The sequence below is a fragment of the Nocardiopsis algeriensis genome (genome assembly GCF_014203695.1).
In the GTDB taxonomy this organism is placed as follows: Bacteria; Actinomycetota; Actinomycetes; order Streptosporangiales; family Streptosporangiaceae; genus Nocardiopsis; species Nocardiopsis algeriensis.
Genome location: NZ_JACHJO010000010.1, coordinates 35,282 through 54,539 on the forward strand (window position 1 = coordinate 35,282; position 19,258 = coordinate 54,539).

At 71.3% G+C, this 19,258-nt stretch carries 12 protein-coding genes and 1 tRNA gene; 4 read left to right on the forward strand and 9 right to left on the reverse strand.

Annotated elements, in window-relative coordinates; all coding sequences use genetic code 11:
- Positions 1 to 11: 11 nt before the first annotated feature.
- Positions 12 to 1,580, reverse strand: a complete 1,569-nt coding sequence (locus FHS13_RS16535) for an ABC transporter permease subunit (RefSeq protein WP_184292833.1) — start codon at positions 1,578 to 1,580, stop codon at positions 12 to 14.
- 427 nt (positions 1,581 to 2,007) lie between these two features.
- Positions 2,008 to 2,577: a response regulator gene (locus tag FHS13_RS16540; RefSeq protein WP_184292999.1), complete on the reverse strand. Its 570-nt coding sequence runs from the start codon at positions 2,575 to 2,577 to the stop codon at positions 2,008 to 2,010.
- Positions 2,578 to 2,747: 170 nt separating this feature from the next.
- Here FHS13_RS16540 and FHS13_RS16545 point away from each other — a divergent pair.
- A tRNA-Leu gene (locus FHS13_RS16545) sits at positions 2,748 to 2,820 on the forward strand.
- Positions 2,821 to 3,363: 543 nt separating this feature from the next.
- Positions 3,364 to 4,338, forward strand: coding sequence for a DUF1266 domain-containing protein (locus FHS13_RS16550; protein WP_184293000.1), 975 nt, complete (start codon positions 3,364 to 3,366; stop codon positions 4,336 to 4,338).
- 172 nt (positions 4,339 to 4,510) lie between these two features.
- Here FHS13_RS16550 and pyk read toward each other — a convergent pair whose 3' ends face one another.
- Positions 4,511 to 5,944, reverse strand: a complete 1,434-nt coding sequence (gene pyk, locus FHS13_RS16555; protein ID WP_184292834.1) for a pyruvate kinase — start codon at positions 5,942 to 5,944, stop codon at positions 4,511 to 4,513.
- A 168-nt stretch (positions 5,945 to 6,112) separates the two neighbouring features.
- Here pyk and FHS13_RS16560 point away from each other — a divergent pair, with 168 nt between their 5' ends.
- Positions 6,113 to 6,844, forward strand: a complete 732-nt coding sequence (locus tag FHS13_RS16560) for a maleylpyruvate isomerase N-terminal domain-containing protein (RefSeq protein WP_184293001.1) — start codon at positions 6,113 to 6,115, stop codon at positions 6,842 to 6,844.
- 79 nt (positions 6,845 to 6,923) lie between these two features.
- On the opposite strand, the gene FHS13_RS16565 is transcribed toward FHS13_RS16560, so the two are convergent.
- The 4 genes from FHS13_RS16565 to gltB all read right to left on the reverse strand — a co-directional run bounded on the left by FHS13_RS16565 (position 6,924) and on the right by gltB (position 14,571).
- Positions 6,924 to 7,832 carry a prenyltransferase gene (locus FHS13_RS16565; protein WP_184292835.1) on the reverse strand — a complete coding sequence of 303 codons (909 nt, stop codon included), beginning with the start codon at positions 7,830 to 7,832 and terminating at the stop codon, positions 6,924 to 6,926.
- Between the two features lie 42 nt (positions 7,833 to 7,874).
- Positions 7,875 to 8,264 carry a DUF2784 domain-containing protein gene (locus FHS13_RS16570; RefSeq protein ID WP_184292836.1) on the reverse strand — a complete coding sequence of 130 codons (390 nt, stop codon included), beginning with the start codon at positions 8,262 to 8,264 and terminating at the stop codon, positions 7,875 to 7,877.
- Positions 8,265 to 8,482: 218 nt separating this feature from the next.
- The gene (locus FHS13_RS16575) at positions 8,483 to 9,937 is read right to left on the reverse strand and encodes a glutamate synthase subunit beta (RefSeq protein WP_184292837.1); all 1,455 of its coding nucleotides are present in this window, start codon (positions 9,935 to 9,937) and stop codon (positions 8,483 to 8,485) included.
- A 29-nt stretch (positions 9,938 to 9,966) separates the two neighbouring features.
- Entirely contained in the window at positions 9,967 to 14,571 is a 4,605-nt protein-coding gene (gltB, locus tag FHS13_RS16580; protein ID WP_184292838.1) for a glutamate synthase large subunit, read from the reverse strand.
- A gap of 545 nt (positions 14,572 to 15,116) precedes the next feature.
- Between gltB and FHS13_RS16585 the strand changes: the two genes are divergently transcribed.
- On the forward strand, positions 15,117 to 16,814 hold the full coding sequence (locus FHS13_RS16585; RefSeq protein WP_184292839.1) for a bis-aminopropyl spermidine synthase family protein: 1,698 nt from the start codon (positions 15,117 to 15,119) through the stop codon (positions 16,812 to 16,814).
- A 51-nt stretch (positions 16,815 to 16,865) separates the two neighbouring features.
- On the opposite strand, the gene FHS13_RS16590 is transcribed toward FHS13_RS16585, so the two are convergent.
- The gene (locus tag FHS13_RS16590; protein WP_343065061.1) at positions 16,866 to 17,831 is read right to left on the reverse strand and encodes a hypothetical protein; all 966 of its coding nucleotides are present in this window, start codon (positions 17,829 to 17,831) and stop codon (positions 16,866 to 16,868) included.
- Positions 17,832 to 18,101: 270 nt separating this feature from the next.
- A complete protein-coding gene (locus tag FHS13_RS16595) occupies positions 18,102 to 19,193 on the reverse strand; it encodes a hypothetical protein (RefSeq protein WP_184292840.1) in 1,092 nt (363 codons plus the stop codon).
- Positions 19,194 to 19,258 lie beyond the last annotated feature (65 nt).

The following is a 19,258-nucleotide window of genomic DNA, read 5'->3' on the forward strand; positions in this document are numbered from 1 at the left end:
GTCAGTTGCTCCTAGCCCACCCGCTCGCGCTGACCGAGCAGGCCCTGGGGCCTGACCAGCAGCATGAGAATCATCAGGATCAGGGCCCACGCCTGCATGAACTGCGACGGGAACCAGAGAGTGGACAGCATCGCCACCAGGCCGACCGCAATGCCGCCGGCCATCGCTCCGTAGGCCGTCCCCAGACCGCCCAGGATGACCGCCGCGAACATCATCAGCAGCAGACGGAAGCCCATCTCGTACTCGACCACCTGGTTGAGGCCGTAGAGCACACCGCCCAGCGCCGCCAGACCGCCGCCCAGGCCCCACACGTAGAGCGTCACCCGGTCCACGTCGATACCCGACGACTCCGCCAGGTCGCGGTTGTCCGACACCGCGCGCATCGCCTTGCCGATGCGGGTGAACTGCAGCAGGCAGGCCACCCCCACCAGCACCACGACCGCCACCGCCATGACCACCAGGTCGCGCGGCGGCATCGAGATCGGCCCGAAGTTCACCATCTCCTGGATCTGGAAGCCCGGGTAGCGGCTGCGGCCCGAACCGAAGACCACCAGGATCACGTGCCGCAGGACCAGGGCCAGGCCGATCGAGACGATGAACATCTGGATCAGCGCCACGTTGCGGCCGCGCAGCGGTCGCCAGATGTAGCGCTCCATGCACCCGCCCAGGACCGCGCCCATCAGGACCGCGAGCACCGCGGCCATCCAGAGCGGGACCTGCCAGCCGACCGAGTCGCCCAGTACGCCCAGGACGGTCGCCAGCACGATGCCGGCGAGGATCGCCGACCACTGGATCGCGATCAGCGCGCCCCGGCCCAGCCTCGTCTCGAGGAGGGCGCCGGCGAGTACCGCCGCGCCCAGGCCCGCGAAGATCGCCAGCAGGGAGTTGCCCAGGCCCGCGGCACCGCTGCTGAACACCAGGGCCGCCATCGCACCGAAGGTCACCATGTCGCCGTGGGCGAAGTTGATCAGCTTCGTCGTACCGAAGATCAGGGACAGACCGATGGCCGACACCGCGATCACCAGGCCGAACAGGAGACCTGCCGCGACCAGCTGGAGGACGCGCTCACCGAAGGAGGCGCTGCTGTCCACCCCGACCGCGATCTCCCCCTCCTCGGCGGGAGCTGCCCCGTCGGAGCCGGACTCCTCCGTCGCATCCTCCGACGGCGAGGCGGAGCTGTCGTCTCCGGTGGCCCCTGGGGCTTCCAGAGCGATGATGAGGGGACGGCGGTCTCCCGCCTCGACCTCCACCTCGCTCTCCCCACCCGCCACGATGGCGGTCTCTCTCACGACGAATTCGCTGGGGACGGACTCCTGGTCCACCACGACGCGGTAGGTGCCCGGTCCGGGCAGCTCCACTTCCCAATTTCCATCAGGGTCGGTCTCGGCAGCACCGATCTCGTCCTCATCCTCGAACACGGTGATCGTGATGCCTTCGACACCCTGATCCCGGTCGCCCGGATGGCGGATCTGACCGTGCAGCGCCTCACCGCCCTGTTCGTCCGCCGTCGCCGCCGGCCCAGGGATCACCAGGATGGCGGTGATCAGGGCGAGCAGCACGGTCACGAGGCGTGTGCGCACGCGCGCTCCTTGCGCATCTGAGGGGTAGCGGCACCGTATGCGCGCATTCGGCACCACTGTCCATTGCTGTTCGGTGCGGCGAGTTTAGCCCGGTTTAGGCAGGTCGTTCAGCTTCGCTTAAGTCACGTGACCCAACTGTCATCGCGGCGTGCGGAAATGAGATCCAACCGTCACTCCAGGTGGGTTGACCCTGGACGGTTGTCTCATTTCCGTCCCGGCGGCTGCACGATGTGCACCCTCTCGACACCTCTTCCGTGGCAGAACGCAGGAAGTCCGCGCGCGGCGGAGCGGCCGCGGCAAGGCGTCGGACGGAGAAGGGTGCGGGCGGGGCGGAGGCGGACATGGAAAAGGGACCGCATCCGGAGGGTGCGGCCCCGTGGAGTTCAGTTCCGCCGGAACAGCTGCGTCAGTCCTGCCGGCGATCGCCCTAGAACTGTTTCCCGCCGAGCGTCTCCACAACGGTCTCGGCCACTTTGCGCATGGTCAGGCGGCGGTCCATGGAGTTCTTCTGGATCCAGCGGAACGCCTCGGGCTCGCTCATCCCGTGGCGGCTCTGCAGCAGCCCTTTGGCCTGCTCGACCAGCTTGCGCGTCTCCAGGCGGTCCTGGAGGTTGCCGACCTCGGCCTCCAGTGCGGCGAGTTCGGCGTAGCGGGAGGTGGCCATCTCGATGGCGGGCACCAGGTCCGACTTGCTGAAGGGCTTGACCAGGTAGGCCATGGCACCGGCCTCGCGCGCCCGCTCGACCAGCTCGCGCTGGGAGAAGGCGGTCAGGATCACGACGGGGGCGATCCGCTCGGCGGCGATCCGCTCGGCGGCGGACAGGCCGTCGAGTACGGGCATCTTGATGTCGGTGATCACCAGGTCGGGTCTGAGCTCCTGGGCGAGCCGGATGACCGTCTCCCCGTCCCCGGCCTCTCCCACGACGGCATAGCCGTCCTCCTCAAGCATCTCCTTGAGGTCCAGGCGGATCAGGGCCTCGTCTTCCGCGATCACCACGCGGCTCTGCGTCCTCGTCGTCACGTAGATGAGGTTACCGAGATCCGCTAGGATGGCGGGCGTCGGGACCTGCTCTGCGCGCCAATCGTGACATCACTGTTGGCCGCTCGCAGCCACTCCGGACAGCCAGGGGCACCCCTGAGCGAAAAAATCGGACATATGCACTAAATGCCCCGATAGCCCAACGGAAGAGGCAATGGTTTCAAAGTCCATAAAGTGTGGGTTCGAGTCCCACTCGGGGTACTGAAGACGAAAAGCCGCCCGATGAGGCGGCTTTCGTCATTCCCGGCATGTGCTCATGTGGCACGGAGTGCCCGTGGCTGCAGCCCGGGCTCGGCGCCACCGCGCGGTTCTGCCGAGCCGTGCCGAGGAAAGGGTCCGGGGCGCTCCCGTCCGACCCTCCCGGACTCCTGGCGGCCCGGGAGGCCGGCGAGCGCATCTCGGCCCTCGACCGGTTCGGGCCCCCTCGCGAGAGCCGTGCCGCGTCCCGCTCCCCTGCCGCGGCATCGCTGCCGCCTCCGCCGCGGCGGGGATGCTGCGGCACGGAGGGCAGGGCTTCCCCGGCCCGGCCACCGGGGGATCGGGCAGACAGGCCGAAACCTCCGGGGCCCCTTGGACCACCCGGCTGGATATAGCCCTTTTGTCGCTTTCTCCCGGCGGCGAGCGGGCTGAACCGATCACATCCCGGCCACAACCTGAGTACAACCCGACGGTTCGGGCGCTCCCGCCGCCGGGTGTCCCCGATCCTTGAAGATCAAAGACGAGTTCTCAGGAGAGGAGCGGCAGGTGCTGACCGCTGTGGCCGGGATCTTCGGCGCGCTGGTGATCGGCGCCTGGGTCGTCGTGGCCTGGGGGTCGGGACGTCGCCAGCCGTGGCTGCTGGCGCCCCTCGCGCTGCTCGTCGTCCTCCTCGTCGTCATGGACATGCCCGGCTGGTCGTTCCTGCCGGCGGTGGCACTGGTGGCGGGGACGTTCACCGAACTGGTGCTCGGGGTCCGGGAGTCGCCCGCGGTACGCACCAAGGACCCCGACGCGCCGCTCAGCACCGAGCGGTGGGCCGCCGCGGTGGCGGCGCCGTTCCGGGTGGCGCTGGCCGAACCCTGGGACGTGGTGGCGCAGCGGACGCTGCGGCGCCGCTATCGGCGCATGCTCGAACACCAGTGGCAGGTGACCGACCGCGAATCCCTGGTGGCGGCGTTCGAGGCGCACGTCGAGGAGCTGCGTACGGGCTCGACGCTGGACCTGGTGGTGGACCTGGGCGCGGGGATCGCCCGGTCGCGCCTGCCCCGCGAGGAGGGCGGGATGGACACCGGCGAGCAGGTCCGGCTGACGCCCGAGCAGGTCGAGCGGCTGCGTGAGGTCACCGGGGCGGTCGAGGGCGACGAGACGGTGATCATCGGGGCGTACCAGTGGTGGCGCTCGGTCCACGCGATCCGGTTGGTGTGCGCGGGGGCGTCCCTGGACTGGCTGAGTCCGGTGGAGACGCAGACGATGCTGCGGCGGGTGGCCTCGGACCTGCAGCGGCGGTACGCCTCGTGGCAGCAGCTGTCGACGGCGTTCCACGCGGGGTACCTGCTGTGGCCGAACCGGGCCGCGGGGGACGAGGACGGCGGCACGGACCGGGTGTGGACGGCGCTGGGGCTGCTGACGGAGGATCCGCGCAGCCCGTGGAACCTGCTGCCCTGGGACATGCCGTTGGAGCGGGTGCTCCCCGAGGGCGGGACGCCCGGCGGCCAGGAGCAGCAGGAGAGCCGCAGCTGATTCCTCCGGCGGCGTTCGCGGCCGGAGCGCGGGGCGGGGCGTCCGACCGGCCCGGAGAAGACATCGGCCGCATCCGGTACCGATCCGGGGGCGGCGCGGCTCATACGCCGGTTCCTCTCCGGATCGGACCTGATGCGGCACGTCTGGTGGCGCCTGCGAGGCGCCGGGTTCCTCAGTTGTTGTTCAGGGCGACGGCGTCGCCGAGGCGGTGGACCCGCAGGAAGTTGGTGGAACCGGTGGTTCCGGGCGGGCTGCCCGCGACGATGACGACCTTGTCGCCCTTGGCGTAGTCGCCGAGCTGGAGTAGCTCGCTCTCGACCTGGCGGACCATGTCGTCGGTGTTGTCGACCCAGGGGACGAGGTTGGTCTCGACGCCCCAGGTGAGGGAGAGCCGGCCGCGGGTGGCGTGCTCGGTGGTGAAGGCCATCAGCGGAATGGGCGAGCGGTAGCGGGCCAGGCGGCGGGCGGTCTCGCCGGACATGGTGAAGGCGACGAGGGCCTTGGCGCCGACGGTGGCGCCGATCTCGGCCGCCGCCCGGGCGATGGCTCCACCGGTGGTCTCGGGCACCCGGTTGAGGATGTGCGAGGCGCGCAGGGACTCCTGCTCGGCGGCACCGATGATGCGGGCCATGGTCTCGACGGTCTCGACCGGATACTTTCCGACACTGGTCTCGCCGGAGAGCATGACGGCGTCGGCTCCGTCGAGGACGGCGTTGGCGACGTCGGAGGCCTCGGCCCGCGTGGGTCGGGGCGCGCCGATCATGGATTCGAGCATCTGGGTGGCGACGATGACCGGCTTGGCCTTGTCGCGGCAGCGCTCGACGGCGCGCTTCTGGACCATGGGGACGTTCTCCAGGGGGAGTTCGACACCGAGGTCGCCGCGGGCGACCATGACCGCGTCGAAGACCTCGATGATGTCCTGGAGGCGCTCCACCGCCTGGGGCTTCTCGATCTTGGCGATGAGGGGGACGGTGACGCCCTCCTCGTCCATGATGCGGTGGCACTCCTCGGCGTCCGCGGGGCTGCGGACGAAGGAGAGGGCGACCATGTCGACGCCGTTGCGCAGGGCCCAGCGGAGGTCTTCCTCGTCCTTGTCCGTGAGCGCGGGAACGCTGACGGCGACGCCGGGAAGGTTGAGTCCCTTGTGGTTGGAGACGGTCCCGCCGAAGATGACGCGGGTGTGGACGTCCGTACTGGTGGTCTTGGTGCACTCCAGTGCGAGGCGGCCGTCGTCGATGAGGACGCGGTCACCGGGGCGGACGTCGCCGGGAAGTCCCTTGTAGGTGGTGGAGACCCGCGTGGCGTCGCCGGGGACGTCGTCGACGGTGATGGTGAATTCGTCGCCGACGTTGAGTTCGACGGGGCCTTCGGCGAAGGTGCCGACCCGGATCTTGGGTCCTTGGAGGTCGGCGAGGACACCTACGGCGCGTCCGGACTCCTCGGCGGCGGCTCGCAGGGCGGCGAGGTTCGCGCTGTGGTCGTCGTGGGTTCCGTGGCTGAGGTTGAGTCTGGCGACATCCAGTCCGGCGTCGACGAGCTTGCGGAGGATCTCCGGGCTCGAGGTTGCGGGACCGAGGGTCGCGACGATCTTTGCTCGACGTGTCACGCGTAACACTCTAGAGCTTCTGCGGGATGCATTGGTCTAAACCAGGTTGCGAACGGACGTATCTCAGGCTGCGGGAAGCCGAACGGGAACTGTGCACGGATGTGTGGCGCGGGAGCGGGTCCCGGGACGGCGGAACCGGCGTGTCGGACTGTTGTGTTCCTTTTCGGTATGGAGGTGTCGGTGGTGGTTTCCGGGAGTGTCCTGTCCGCTCTGGCGGCGGAGGTCGCGGCACTGGAGGGTGTGCTGTCGGGGTTGTCGGAGGAGGAGGCGGTGCTGCCGACGCGGTGTGCGCCGTGGGATGTGGCTGCGCTGGCGATGCACACGGTGGGCGCGGTGCTGCGGGTGGGCCCGATGCTGGACGGCGGTGCCAGGGCGCCGGGGCCGCTGGTGTCGGCGGCGGGGTACTACCGGCCGGACGTGCGGTTCTCCGCCGAGGTGGATGCCGATCGTGTGGGGTCGGCGGTGGAGGCGGCGGCGCGGCGGTCGGACGCGGGCGAACCGGGTCGGGTGCTGCGGGAGCGGTGGACACCGCTGCGGGAGCGCCTGGCGGCGGAGGCGGAGGGCCGGGTCGTGGTGACGCGCCACGGCGATCCGATGCTGCTGTCGGAGTTCCTGGTGACACGTGTGGTGGAGGCGGTGCTGCACGGTTGGGACATGGCGGATGCGCTGGGCCGTGCGCCGTGGACGGCGCCGGAGGCGCTGGATGCGGTCCGGTCGCTGGTGTTCGGGGGTGCGGACAGGGATGTGGTGGAGTCCGTGGTTCCGGGCGTGTGGTCGGACGTGTCGGCGGGAGTGTCGGCGGTGCGCGCGGTGACGGGCCGTGCCCTCCCGGGCGGTGGTGTGGACCGGGGTGATCTGGAGCGCGCGGGGGTGCGTCTCCTGGCGCTGGGCGGGTCCTGAGCCCCCGGGGCCCTCTCCTCCGGGCGGGGCGCGGTGCCCGCCCTGCCCGGGTGCTCGCGGAAGCACTGCGGTCGTCGGATCAGGCGTCCCTGCGAGGGTTGGGCAGGCGGAGGCCGATGCGGCCGTAGGCGCGGAGTACGAGCAGGCTCTGGACCGTGCGCATGCCCTCGTGCTCGGTGGTGGCCGTGGGGTGCCAGTGGTGCTCAAGGGCCTCCCAGGCGCCGTCGGAGCGCTGCAGGGCTTCGAGGTTGTCGAGGCTGCGGGCGATCTCGGTGTCGGTGAAGGCGTTGCGGGCGATGTGGCCCGGCTCGGGTGCCAGGTCCAGCGGTGTGTGGGTGTGGCGGGGCCCGAAGGTGGTGGGCTCGGTGTCGATGGCGGCGCGGATCATCGGTGTGAGCCGGGCGAGGGCGCGCCGGGCCCGTTCGCGGTCGGGGACGTGGTCGAGGAAGGTGCACACGCCGATGGCCTCGCGCGGATCGGTCCAGTGGAGTGCGTCGATGTGTCTCCAGCAGTAGGCCGTGGCGGTGTCCCGCCAGGGATGGGAGACCGTGTGCTTGTGGAGGTAGCCGGCGATGCGTGCGGTGGTGGCGAGGTCGCTGGTGAAGTCGGTGCGGTTGCGCCACCACGGGGCGGCTGGGGTGTGGCGGACGGCGGGTGTGACGGCGGGGACACCGCCGTCGGGTGTGGTGACCCCGGTGAGGTAGCGGCAGATGCCTGTGGTGGTGTCGCCGGGGATGGGGCCGAGTTCGTCGAGGTAGAGCAGGGCGGTCGCCGTGCTGACGGGTTGGCTGGCGTGTCCGCGCAGGTCGGGATGGAGTCCGTTGCCGTAGCCGCCGTCGAGGTTGCGGTAGGCGCTGACGGCGGAGCGGACGCGGTCGGCGGTCCCGTTCTGGAAGATGTGGGCGAAGCGGCAGCGGTCGACGAGACGGGCGGAGCTCATGGTGAAGTGCTCTGCCGCCCGGAAGGATTCCCAGGTCGCGACGGTCATACTTCGACGGTACGTCGGGGTCGGCGGGAAGAGGAGGCCCCGCTACCCGATCCGTCCGGAGTCTTTACGTGCGCTGCGGTGCCTGCTCAGGCGCAGGGCGAGGCCGAGCCAGGAGAGGGCGATGACGGCGCCCACGGCGACCTGGATGGCGACGAGGTGTTCGGCCGGGTAGACGACGCCGGTGAGGTAGTGGTCGATGAAGCCGCCGGGGGGCAGGCCGGCCTGCCCGGCGTTGACGCGGGCCCAGTTCTCGACGGTGGTGAGGGGGCAGGTCCAGCCGATGACGGTGATGCCCAGCCCGTAGAGGGCGCAGGCCAGGTGGGGCCAGAAGGCCGCGGGGCGGTACCAGGCGAGGAAGCCGCCCAGGGCGACGTAGGCGAGAAAGGCCAGATGGAGGACCAGGGCGGTGTCGCCGATGAGCCGGTAGACCATGGGTCTGTCCTCGGTGTCGGGGAGTGTTCCCATCCTCTCAGGGACAGGAGCGGTGTACCAGGGGGTGTGGACGGAGGAGGGGCGCGGGATGTCCCGCGCCCCTCGGTGGTCCGGCCTCCGCTCCCCCGGTCGTGCCCTGCGCGGCCGACCGGGCCGCCCCGCGCCTGACCGGGCGCGAGGCGGCCCTCCCGGGTTGCCAACCTCTCAGGTCACCACACCTAGACGAGCGGGCGTGCCGTGGGCGGGACGGCCACCGGCAGGGCGGTGTCCTGGGTGAGGTAGCGGTCGACGCCGGCGGCGGCGGAGCGGCCCTCGGCGATGGCCCAGACGATGAGGGACTGGCCGCGGCCCATGTCCCCCGCGCAGAAGACGCCCTCGACGCTGGTCCGGTAGTCGTCGTCGCGGGCGACGTTGCCGCGGGCGTCGAGCCGGACGCCGAGCTGTTCGAGCATGCCTTCCCTCTGGGGGCCGACGAAGCCCATGGCGAGGGTGACGAGGTCGGCGGGGATCTCGCGTTCGGTGCCCTCGACGGGTGCGAAACCCTTGTCGGTGCGCCTGACCTGGACGAGCCGGAGGGCGCGGACGCTGCCGTTGCCGTCGTCGAGGAACTCGAGGGTGTTGACGGAGTAGATGCGCTTGCCGCCCTCCTCGTGTGCGCTGGTGACCTTGTAGAGCATGGGCATGGTCGGCCAGGGCTGGTCGTCGGGCCGGGTCGCGGGGGGCTTGGGCATGATCTCGAGCTGGGTGACGCTCGCGGCGCCCTGGCGGTGGGCGGTACCGACGCAGTCGGCACCGGTGTCACCACCGCCGATGACGACGACATGCTTGCCCCGGGCGTCGATGGGCGCCCGGTCGAGGTCCCCGAGCTGGACGCGGTTGGCCTGGGGCAGGTACTCCATGGCCTGGTGGACGCCGCGGAGGTGGCGGCCGGGGACGGGCAGGTCGCGCCAGGCGGTGGCTCCGCCGGCGAGGACGACGGCGTCGTGTCCGGCGCGCAGCTGTTCGACGGTGATGTCGGTGCCGATGTCGGTGCCGGGCCTGAACTCGGTGCCCTCGGCGGTCATCTGGGCGATGCGGCGGTCGATGTGCCGCTTCTCCATCTTGAACTCGGGGATGCCGTAGCGCAGGAGGCCGCCGATGCGGTCGGCGCGCTCGTAGACGGTGACGTCGTGCCCGGCGCGGGTGAGCTGCTGGGCGGCGGCCAGGCCGGCGGGGCCGGAACCGACGACGGCGACCTTCTTCCCGGTGCGGACGGCAGGGGGCAGGGGCTTGACCCAGCCCTCCTCCCATGCGCGGTCGATGATGGAGACCTCGACGTTCTTGATGGTGACGGCGGGCTGGTTGATGCCGAGCACGCACGCCGATTCGCAGGGGGCGGGGCAGAGCCGCCCGGTGAACTCGGGGAAGTTGTTGGTGGCGTGGAGCCGTTCGATCGCCTCGGCCCAGTCGTGGGTGTACACGAGGTGGTTCCACTCGGGAACGAGGTTGCCGAGCGGGCAGCCGTTGTGGCAGAAGGGGATGCCGCAGTCCATGCAGCGGGACGCCTGCCGGGTGACGGTTCCTCGGTCGAGGTCCTCGTGGACCTCGCGCCAGTCCTGGATGCGGACGTCGACGGGGCGGTGGCGGGGCAGTTCGCGTTCGGTGATCTTCAGGAAACCCTTGGGGTCGGCCATGTCCGTCCTCCTTTCGTGTGCCGGTGTCTTCAGGACTGCGCGGAGGCCATGACGGCCTCGTCGACGTCGCGGCCTTCCCGTTCCGCTTCCGCTTGGGCGGCCAGGACGCGCTTGTAGTCGCGCGGCATGACCTTGGCGATGCGGTCGAGTCCGGCGTCCCCTGCGGCCAGGAGGCGCTGGGCGACGGCGGATCCGGTTTCGGTGTGGTGGCGGGTGAGGACGTCGGTGAGGAAGCCGCGGTCCTCCTCGGTGAGGTCCTCGATCTCGACCATCTCGGTGTTGACGCGGTTCCGGTCGAGGTCGAGGACGTAGGCGATGCCGCCGGACATTCCGGCCGCGAAGTTGCGTCCGACCGGGCCGAGGACGACGGCGCGGCCGCCGGTCATGTACTCGCAGCCGTGGTCGCCGATGCCCTCGACGACGGCGAGGGCGCCGGAGTTGCGGACGCAGAAGCGCTCGCCCGCGATGCCGCGGAGGAGGATCTCGCCGGAGGTGGCGCCGTAGCCGATGACGTTGCCGGCGATGATGTGGTCCTCAGCGACGAGCCGGGACGCGGTGTCGGGGCGGACGACGATGCGGCCGCCCGAGAGGCCCTTGCCGACGTAGTCGTTGGCGTCGCCGTGAAGGCGCAGGGTGATGCCCTTGGGGACGAAGGCGCCGAAGGACTGACCGGCGGATCCGGTGAAGGTGATGTCGATGGTGTCGTCGGGCAGCCCCTGCGCTCCGTGGCGCTTGGTGAGCTCGTGGCCGAGCATGGTGCCGACGGTGCGGTTGACGTTGCGGACGGGCAGTTCGAGCTTGACGGGTCGGCCGAGTTCGAGGGCGCCCTCGGAGAGCTGGACGAGTGTGTTGTCGAGGGCCTTGTCGAGGCCGTGGTCCTGGGAGCGCCGCCGGATGGGGTGGTCGCCGTTCCGGGGCCGGACCTTGTGGAGGACGGGTGAGAGGTCCAGGCCCTTGGCCTTCCAGTGGTCGACGGCTTCGGCGGTGTCGAGGAGTTCGACGGCGCCGACGGCCTCGTCGAGGCTGCGGAACCCGAGCCGTGCGAGGTACTCGCGGACCTCCTGGGCGATGAACTCGAAGAAGTTGACGACGTACTCGGCCTTGCCGGAGAAGCGTTCGCGCAGGACGGGGTTCTGGGTGGCGACACCGACGGGGCAGGTGTCGAGGTGGCAGACGCGCATCATGACGCAGCCGGAGACGACGAGGGGTGCGGTGGCGAAGCCGTACTCCTCGGCACCCAGGAGGGCGGCGACGACGACGTCGCGGCCGGTCTTCAGCTGGCCGTCGGTCTGGACGGTGATGCGGTCGCGCAGGCCGTTGAGCAGGAGGGTCTGCTGGGTCTCGGCAAGGCCCAGCTCCCAGGGCGTTCCGGCGTGCTTGAGGGAGGTGAGCGGCGAGGCGCCGGTGCCTCCGTCGTGGCCGGAGACGAGGACGACGTCGGCGTGGGCCTTGGAGACGCCGGCGGCGACGGTGCCCACGCCGGCCTCGGAGACCAGCTTGACGTGGATCCTCGCGGAGGGGTTGGCGTTCTTGAGGTCGTGGATGAGCTGGGCGAGGTCCTCGATGGAGTAGATGTCGTGGTGGGGCGGCGGGGAGATGAGTCCGACGCCGGGGGTGGAGTGGCGGGTCTGCGCGACCCAGGGGTAGACCTTGTGGCCGGGCAGCTGGCCGCCTTCGCCGGGCTTGGCGCCCTGGGCCATCTTGATCTGGATGTCGTCGGCGTTGGTGAGGTAGTGCGAGGTGACGCCGAAGCGGCCGGAGGCGACCTGCTTGACGGCGCTGCGGCGCAGGTCTCCGTCGGCGTCGGGGGTGAAGCGGTCGGGGTCCTCACCGCCTTCGCCGGTGTTGGACTTGCCGCCGAGGCGGTTCATGGCGATGGCGAGGGTCTCGTGGGCCTCGGCGGAGATGGAGCCGTAGGACATGGCTCCGGTGGAGAAGCGCCTGACGATGGCGGAGACGGGTTCGACCTCGTCGAGGGGGACGGGCTCGCGGACACCTTCCCTGAGGCGGAAGAGGCCGCGCAGGGTCATGAGCCTCTCGGACTGGTCGTCGATCCTGGAGGTGTACTCCTTGAAGATTTCGTACCGGCGGGTGCGGGTGGAGTGCTGGAGCTTGAAGACGGTCTCGGGGTCGAACAGGTGCGGTTCGCCCTCGCGGCGCCACTGGTACTCGCCGCCGGTGTCGAGGCGCCGGTGGGCGGCGCCGGCGGTGTGGGCGCGGCGGTGGCGGACGGCGACCTCTTCGGCGAGGACGTCGAAGCCGACGCCGCCCAGGCGGGAGGTGGTGCCGGTGAAGCAGCGGTCGACGACCTCGCTGCCGAGGCCGAGGGCCTCGAAGATCTGGGCGCCGGTGTAGGAGCTGACGGTGGAGACACCGATCTTGGACATGATCTTGAGGACGCCCTTGCCGAGCGCCTTGACGGTGTTGCGGGCCGCGTGGTCGGCGTCGATGCCGCCGATGGTGCCGCGTTCGACCATGTCGCGGACGGTGGCCAGGGCGAGGTAGGGGTTGACCGCGGAGGCGCCGTAGCCGAGGAGGAGGGCGACGTGGTGGCATTCGCGCGCGTCGGCGGCCTCGACGACGATTCCGACCTCGGTGCGGGTCTTCTCGCGCACCAGGTGGTGGTGGACGGAGCCGGTGAGCAGCAGCGACGGGATCGGAGCGCGGTCGGCGTCGGCGGCGCGGTCGCTGAGGACCAGGATCCGGGCGCCGTCGGCGATGGCGTCGGACACCTCGGCGTTGATCCGGGAGAGGCGGTCGGAGAGGGCCGCGCCGCCGCCGTCGACGGGGTAGGTGCCGTCGACGGTGAAGGTCCTCAGGGCCGGGTCGGTACGGCCGGCTGCGACGACGGCGGCGAGTTCGGCCTGGTCGAGGACGGGGGTGGGCAGGGCGAGGCGCCGTGCACCGCCCGGGTCGGCGCCCCGGTCTTCAGGCCGGCCGTTGAGGGTGGTGGCGGCGGGCGACGGGTGGGAGAGGAGGTTGCCCTCCGCTCCCAGCAGCGTGGAGAGGCTGGTGACCATCTCCTCGCGAATGGCGTCGAGGGGCGGGTTGGTGACCTGCGCGAAGTTCTGCGAGAAGTAGTCGAAGAGCTGGCGGGAGCGGTCGGAGAGCGCGGCCACGGGGGTGTCGGTGCCCATCGAGCCGATGGGTTCGGCACCGGTGCGGGCCATGGGGGTGAGGATGAGGCGGAGCTCCTCCTCGGTGTAGCCGAAGACCCGTTGGGCCGTGTTCAGCCGGGTGACGGGGACGGGCTCGGCCTCGGGGAGGTCGGCCAGGCGCACGATCCCGCTGTCGACCCACTCCTGGTAGGGGTGCTGGGCGGCGAGCTCGGCCTTGATCTCCTCGTCCTCGACGATGCGCCCCTGGGCGGTGTCGACGACGAAGATGCGGCCGGGCTGGAGCCGGCCCTTGCGGACGACTGCGGCGGGGTCGATGTCGAGGACCCCCGCCTCGGAGGCCAGGACGACGAGGCCGTCCTCGGTGACCCAGTAGCGGCCGGGGCGCAGTCCGTTGCGGTCGAGGACCGCGCCGACGAGGGTGCCGTCGGAGAAGGTGACGGAGGCGGGGCCGTCCCAGGGCTCCATGAGGGTGGAGTGGTACTCGTAGAAGGCCCGGACGGCCGGGTCCATCTCGGTGGAGTTCTCCCAGGGCTCGGGGATCATCATGAGCACGGCGTGGGGCAGGGAGCGTCCGCCGAGGTGGAGCAGTTCGAGGACGTCGTCGAAGGACGCGGTGTCGGAGTCGTCGGGGTCGACGACGGGGAAGATGCGTTCGAGGTCGCCGGGGAGGAGATCGGTGGCGAGCTTGGCCTCACGGGCGCGCATCATGTTCCGGTTGCCCTTGACGGTGTTGATCTCACCGTTGTGTGCGACGTAGCGGAACGGGTGGGCTAGGGGCCAGGACGGGAACGTGTTGGTGGAGAAGCGGGAGTGGACCAGTGCCAGACCGGAGCGGTAGCGCCGGTCGGACAGGTCGGGGAAGAAGGGCTCCAGCTGGGGCGTGGTGAGCATGCCCTTGTAGACGACGGTGCGCGGGGACAGGCTCGGGAAGTAGACGTCGGCCTCGTGCTGGGCGCGCTTGCGGACGCAGTAGGCATGGCGTTCGAGGTCGATGCCGGTGAGGCCCTCGGTGCGGGTCCCGGTGCGCCCGGCGACGAACAGCTGCGCGAAGTGGGGCATGGCCGCGCGGGCGGCGGGGCCGCTGTGGCGGGGCTCCACGGGCAGTTCACGCCAGCCGAGGAGGGCGAGGCCTTCGTCCTCGACGATGGCGTCGATCGTGTCGACGGCAGCGGCGCGCCGTTCGGGGTCGGTGGGCAGGAACGCGATACCGGTGGCGTAGGCGCCGGCTCCGGGCAGGTCGAAGTCGCAGACCTGGCTGTAGAGCTCATGGGGGATCTGGGTGAGGATCCCGGCGCCGTCGCCGTCGTCGGGGTCGGCTCCGGAGGCGCCGCGGTGGTCGAGGTTGCGCAGTACGGTGAGCGCCTTGTCGATGATGTCGTGGCTGCGGTGTCCGGTGAGGTCGGCGACGAAGCCCACTCCGCAGGCGTCGTGCTCGAAGGTGGGGTCGTACAGGCCCTGGGGAGCGGTCTCTGCGTTCGTGCGGACGGTCGAACGCTGCACCTGGCCAGCAGGCATGTGCCCTCCTGTCGTCTGTGGTCGGCTTCGAAAAGCGCATCCGGGACGACATTGGCCCTGCTGCGTGAAGTTGTGTGCCCGTGTCGGGTGCCTTCATCTGCACCGTGGCATGGCCACGTCCTCGTGGACCGGTGTCAGGCGGGCCTCCCGTCGGGCGGGTTCCCTTTGTACACGCCGGTGTGCCCTGTGCGGAACGCGGGGTGCGGACCGGGCGGCGCTGCGGCGCGCCGCCGTCCATGTGCCGCGCTGTCCCTCGCGGGACCGCATGTCCTCTCGGTGTGGTTCCCGAGGAGATCCGGCCTAGCGGGTTTTTCCACCGAAGAAACCGACTAAACCCCTCAAAGAGGATAAAAAGCCGGTGTTTTTCCGGCGTTCCCACCTCGGTGAGTGCGACCACTGTACGCGGCCTGGACACATTACTCCGGTGCCGACGCGCGCCCAAGGGGGAGGTGTCGCAACACGGAAGTGATATCCGCCTCACCGCCGCGGGCAGGGGCATGACCTGCTCGGATCCGGCCGCCGCCGGGGCGTGGGACGATCGGGGCATGGCAGACCCGACTTCTTCCGGCGTGCCCGGAAGCACTCCCGCCCCGCCCGCGTCCGCGAGCGGCCCTCCGCCCCTGCCCGAGCCGGCCCGCGCCCTGCTGCGTGAGCACGGGGTGGACGCTCCGCGGCCCGCGCGGGTCCTGGCGGCGCTGTCGGACGGGCGCGCCTGGAGCGCCGACGCGCTCGTGCGCGACAGTGCCGTGGCCTACACACTGGTGTCGTCCCTGCTGGAGCGGCTCGTGGCGGCGGGCGAGGCGGTCCGGGACGGGGACGGGGTGCGCCTGGTGCGGCCCGGCGACTACGCGCAGGCCGCCGCGGAGGGCCTCGCCGACCCGGTCGCCCATCTGGCGGCCCGCCACGGGCGTGCCGCCGCCGAGATCGCCCGTGCCGTGGCGGAGGGGCCGGCCTCCGACACGGACCTGGACCACGTCGCCGCGACGGCGCACACGGCACTGCGCCGGGCCCTGTTCCTGGACGCCCGCTTCGACCTGCACGACCGCACCCTGCTGTGTGTGGGCGACCACGACCTGACCTCGGTCGCGCTGGCCCTGGTGAGGCCGCAGGCACGTGTGGAGGTCGTGGACATCGACGAGCGGGTCCTGGCGCACATCGACGCGGTGGCGGCCCGGCTGGGCCTGGCGGTACGCACCCGTTTCGCCGATCTGCGCCTGGGGCTGCCTCCCGCACTGCGCGGGGCGGCCGACGTGGTCTTCACCGATCCGCCCTACACGCCCGACGGGGTGGAGCTGTTCGTGCGGCGGGGCCTGGAGGGGATGGCCGACCCCCGGCGGGGGCGGGTCCTGGTCGCCTACGGGGCGAGCGAGACCACACCGAGGCTGGCCGCGGCCACGCAGGCGCGCCTGGTGCGGATGGACCTGCTCATGGAGGCCGTGTGGCCGGACTTCAACCGCTACGACGGCGCCGAGTCGATCGGGGCCGCCTCGGACCTGTACGTGCTGCGTCCGCTCTCGCGTACGCCGCCGGCTCCGGCCGAGTCGGGGTCGAGGGTCTACAGTCAGGGGGTCAACGCCAAGGAGGCCCGGGGACGGCTGGATCCGGAGGCGGCGCGCGGGGTCCTGGAGCGGGTGGCGCGCGAGGAGGGTACCGCCGTGCTGCCCGTGGGCGACTGGCCGAAGGAGGCGCTGCCCGAGGCGGGCCGGGTGCGGCTGTCCACCTGGTGGGAGTCCCCTGTCCCTGTTCCGGGGTGCGCGGTGGTCGACCTCACCGGCGGCTGGGACCGCCTGGCGGCCCGTGCGGCTCTGGCCGCTCCGGCGGGTGCCTCCGTGTACGTGCTGGTTCCCTCCTCGGCTGCGTGCGTGCGCGACGAGAGGGGGCAGTCGGCTCTGCGCGCGGCGGTGGAGCCGCGTTTCGAGGTGCGCTTCCTGCGCGGCTTCGGCGCTCCCGGACTGACCGCGGTGCGGCTGTCCGAGCGCCCGGCCCCCGACTCCCCCGCCGAGCGGATCCTGGCCGGTGTGCAGGGCCGTGCCCACGGAACGCTGACGTCGGTGCTGCGCGGTGCGCTGGCCGACGCGGCTGCGCACCGGGGGCGCCCGGTCAACAAGCGCACGGCACGGCTGGCCGCGGCCGGCGCCCCGGAGTGGGTCGGCGGGCAGCGCCTGCTCGACCTGCCCGGACACCGCTTCGGACAGCTGCGCGAGGTGGCCGCCGATCTGTGGGAGCGGCTCGGCGGCTCCTGAGAACGCCGCGGGCCCCGGCGGAAGGTTCCGCCGGGGCCCGGAGGGCTCGTCTCAGCCGCCGGCGCCGGGAACGGCGGCATCGGACTCGGGGGCGGTACCGACAGGGTCGGTCTCGGTCCCGGTGTCCTCGCCCGTGCCGCCCAGCTCCGCCTCCAGCTGCACCATGCGCCGGTAGAGCGGGTCGCGGAAGTTGGACAGGGCCACGAGGGGGCTGGAGAGGCTGACGCGGTCGTCAACCGACTCCGACTCGGTCGGCTGGACCCACACCACCACCAGGTAGTGGCCGCTGATGATGGCGTCGCTGGAGCTGTAGCCGCTGCCCATGCGGTCGAAGGGCTCGGCACCGGAAGGGGCGAGCACGAAGCCGGGGAGATCCTCGGGCGCGGGCGACTCCTCCCCCGGGGCGGGCTCGGGCTCGGCCATGGCGGTGGCGACGTCGCGGCTGGAGCCGACATCGGCGAGGTTGAACACGGCGACCACGCCGAAGTAGTCGTCGGCCACGTAGGTGGCGCGCGCGGCCTGGGTGCAGTCGGCGGCGGCAAGGGCCTGCTCGATGTCCTGGCCCCACACCGCCGCGGCGCAGTCCTCGGTCAGCTCCGAGTCGCGCAGGGTGAAGTCGATGTCCTGGCTGGAGATCTCGGCGCTGCGCTCCCCGAAGAGCTCCCCCTCGTTGAGGGGGCGGCTGTCCGCCTCCCGGGTGGCCAGCACGTCGTTCATGCCGCCGGCGTCGATCACCCGGTAGGTGGCCGGACGGGTCTGCGGGGCCGCACCGGCGCTGTCCCCGGTGTCTTCGCCCTGCATGTACAGAACGGCACCGAGGGCGGCCAGGGCGACGACGAGGAGGGCGACGACGACGGCGATCAGGCCCTTGAAGCGCTTGGGCTGCTGCTTCCTGCGTCCTCCCGCCGCTCTGCGGCGGCCGCCGGTGCGGCCGGCGGTCGCCGGCGCCTCGTCGGATTCGCTGCTCTTCCTCCGACGCCCCGCGGAGCCGGACGCCGACGCTTCAGAAGGGGACACCCCAGTGGACCTTTCCTCAAAGATCGGGAGGCCGGGAGCGCACTGCGCTTCCGGCTGCTTCGGTGGGGCGGGGCTGTACCGGGCCACTCGCTTTCCGGCAGCGGTACGGAGGCCGGTAGGGGGCCGCTCCGCCTCGCCACGACCCTGGTGGGCGGGTCGATATGTCCGCGATCCTATCTGTCGCCGCGACGAACACGAACGGCCGTGCTTCCCGAGGATCTCGGGGAGCACGGCCGCTGCGGTGCGGTGCTGCGCGCGGGCCGGAGGGGGTCAGCCCTCCTTGGCCGCGACGACCTCCTGGTAGACGTAGTTCGACGCCTTCATGGCGGCCACGCTGAGGGTGGCCAGGTCGGCGTCGTCGCCGGGCGGCGTGCCGTCGGTGCGCGCGACCCAGAACACGGCCAGGTAGTGGCCCATGACCTGGGCGTTGGCCTGGCTGTAACCCTCCTGGAGGCCGTCGATCCCGTCGCCGGTCTGCGCGAGGAGGAAGCCCATGCCGGTGTCGGGGTCGGTCGGGTTCAGGGCGGCCTCGGCCTCGGTCGCCCCGTCGGCGTTGGCGAGGTCGAACAGGGTGACCTGGGCGACGTACTCCTGGCCGGGGTCGCTGTAGATCCCGGTGGCGGCGTTGACGCAGTTGGCGTCGATCAGGGACTGGCCGAGCTCGTCACCCCACACCAGGGAGGTGCAGGAGTCCGTGACATCGCTGTCCTGGAGCTGGAGCCGGATACCGTCCAGCTCCAGTTCCTCGACGGACCCGAAGACGGTCTCGGCGGTCATCGGCTCCAGGCCCTCGGGCCGCTCGTTGATGGGGCCGAAGACGTCGTCGCGGTTGGGCTCGGACAGGTACAGCTCCGGGGTGAGGGTGCTGTGGCCGGCGGGCGGGGCGACGATGCTGTCGTCACCCCCGGCCACGGTTCCCGCTCCGTTGAAGAGCTGGTATCCCAGCAGTCCGAGAAGGGCGATCAGGGCGACGGCGAAGGCGCCGCTGACGGCGGCCAGGACGGCGGTACCGCGCTTGCGCTTGCTCTGCTCGGCGAGCGTGTACACGATCTGGTTGGGCCGGTCGCCCAGGACCGAGACCTTCTTGATCGCGGACGCGGAGAAGGCCGAGACGCGTTCGACGCCGCGCGGGCTCTCGGTGCCCTTGTCCTGGGCGCTGTCGCCGCGCCTCCTCCTGCTCGCGCCGCCCTTGGCCCGGCGGCTGCCGCCCTTGCGGCGGCGCGGGGCGGGCCCGGTGTCGGTGGGGTGTTCGTCCTCGGTGACGAGGTCCTGCTCGAGGTCGTGGTCGGTGTAGGCCTGTCCGGGCGCTTCGGCGACGGCTCGTCGGCTACGTCGGCCGTAACCGGAATCGACTCTGCTCACGGTCTTTCTCAATCGTCAACCCGTGCTCTGCTCGAAAGGTACGGGGGCACGCGGGGGCCTCGGAA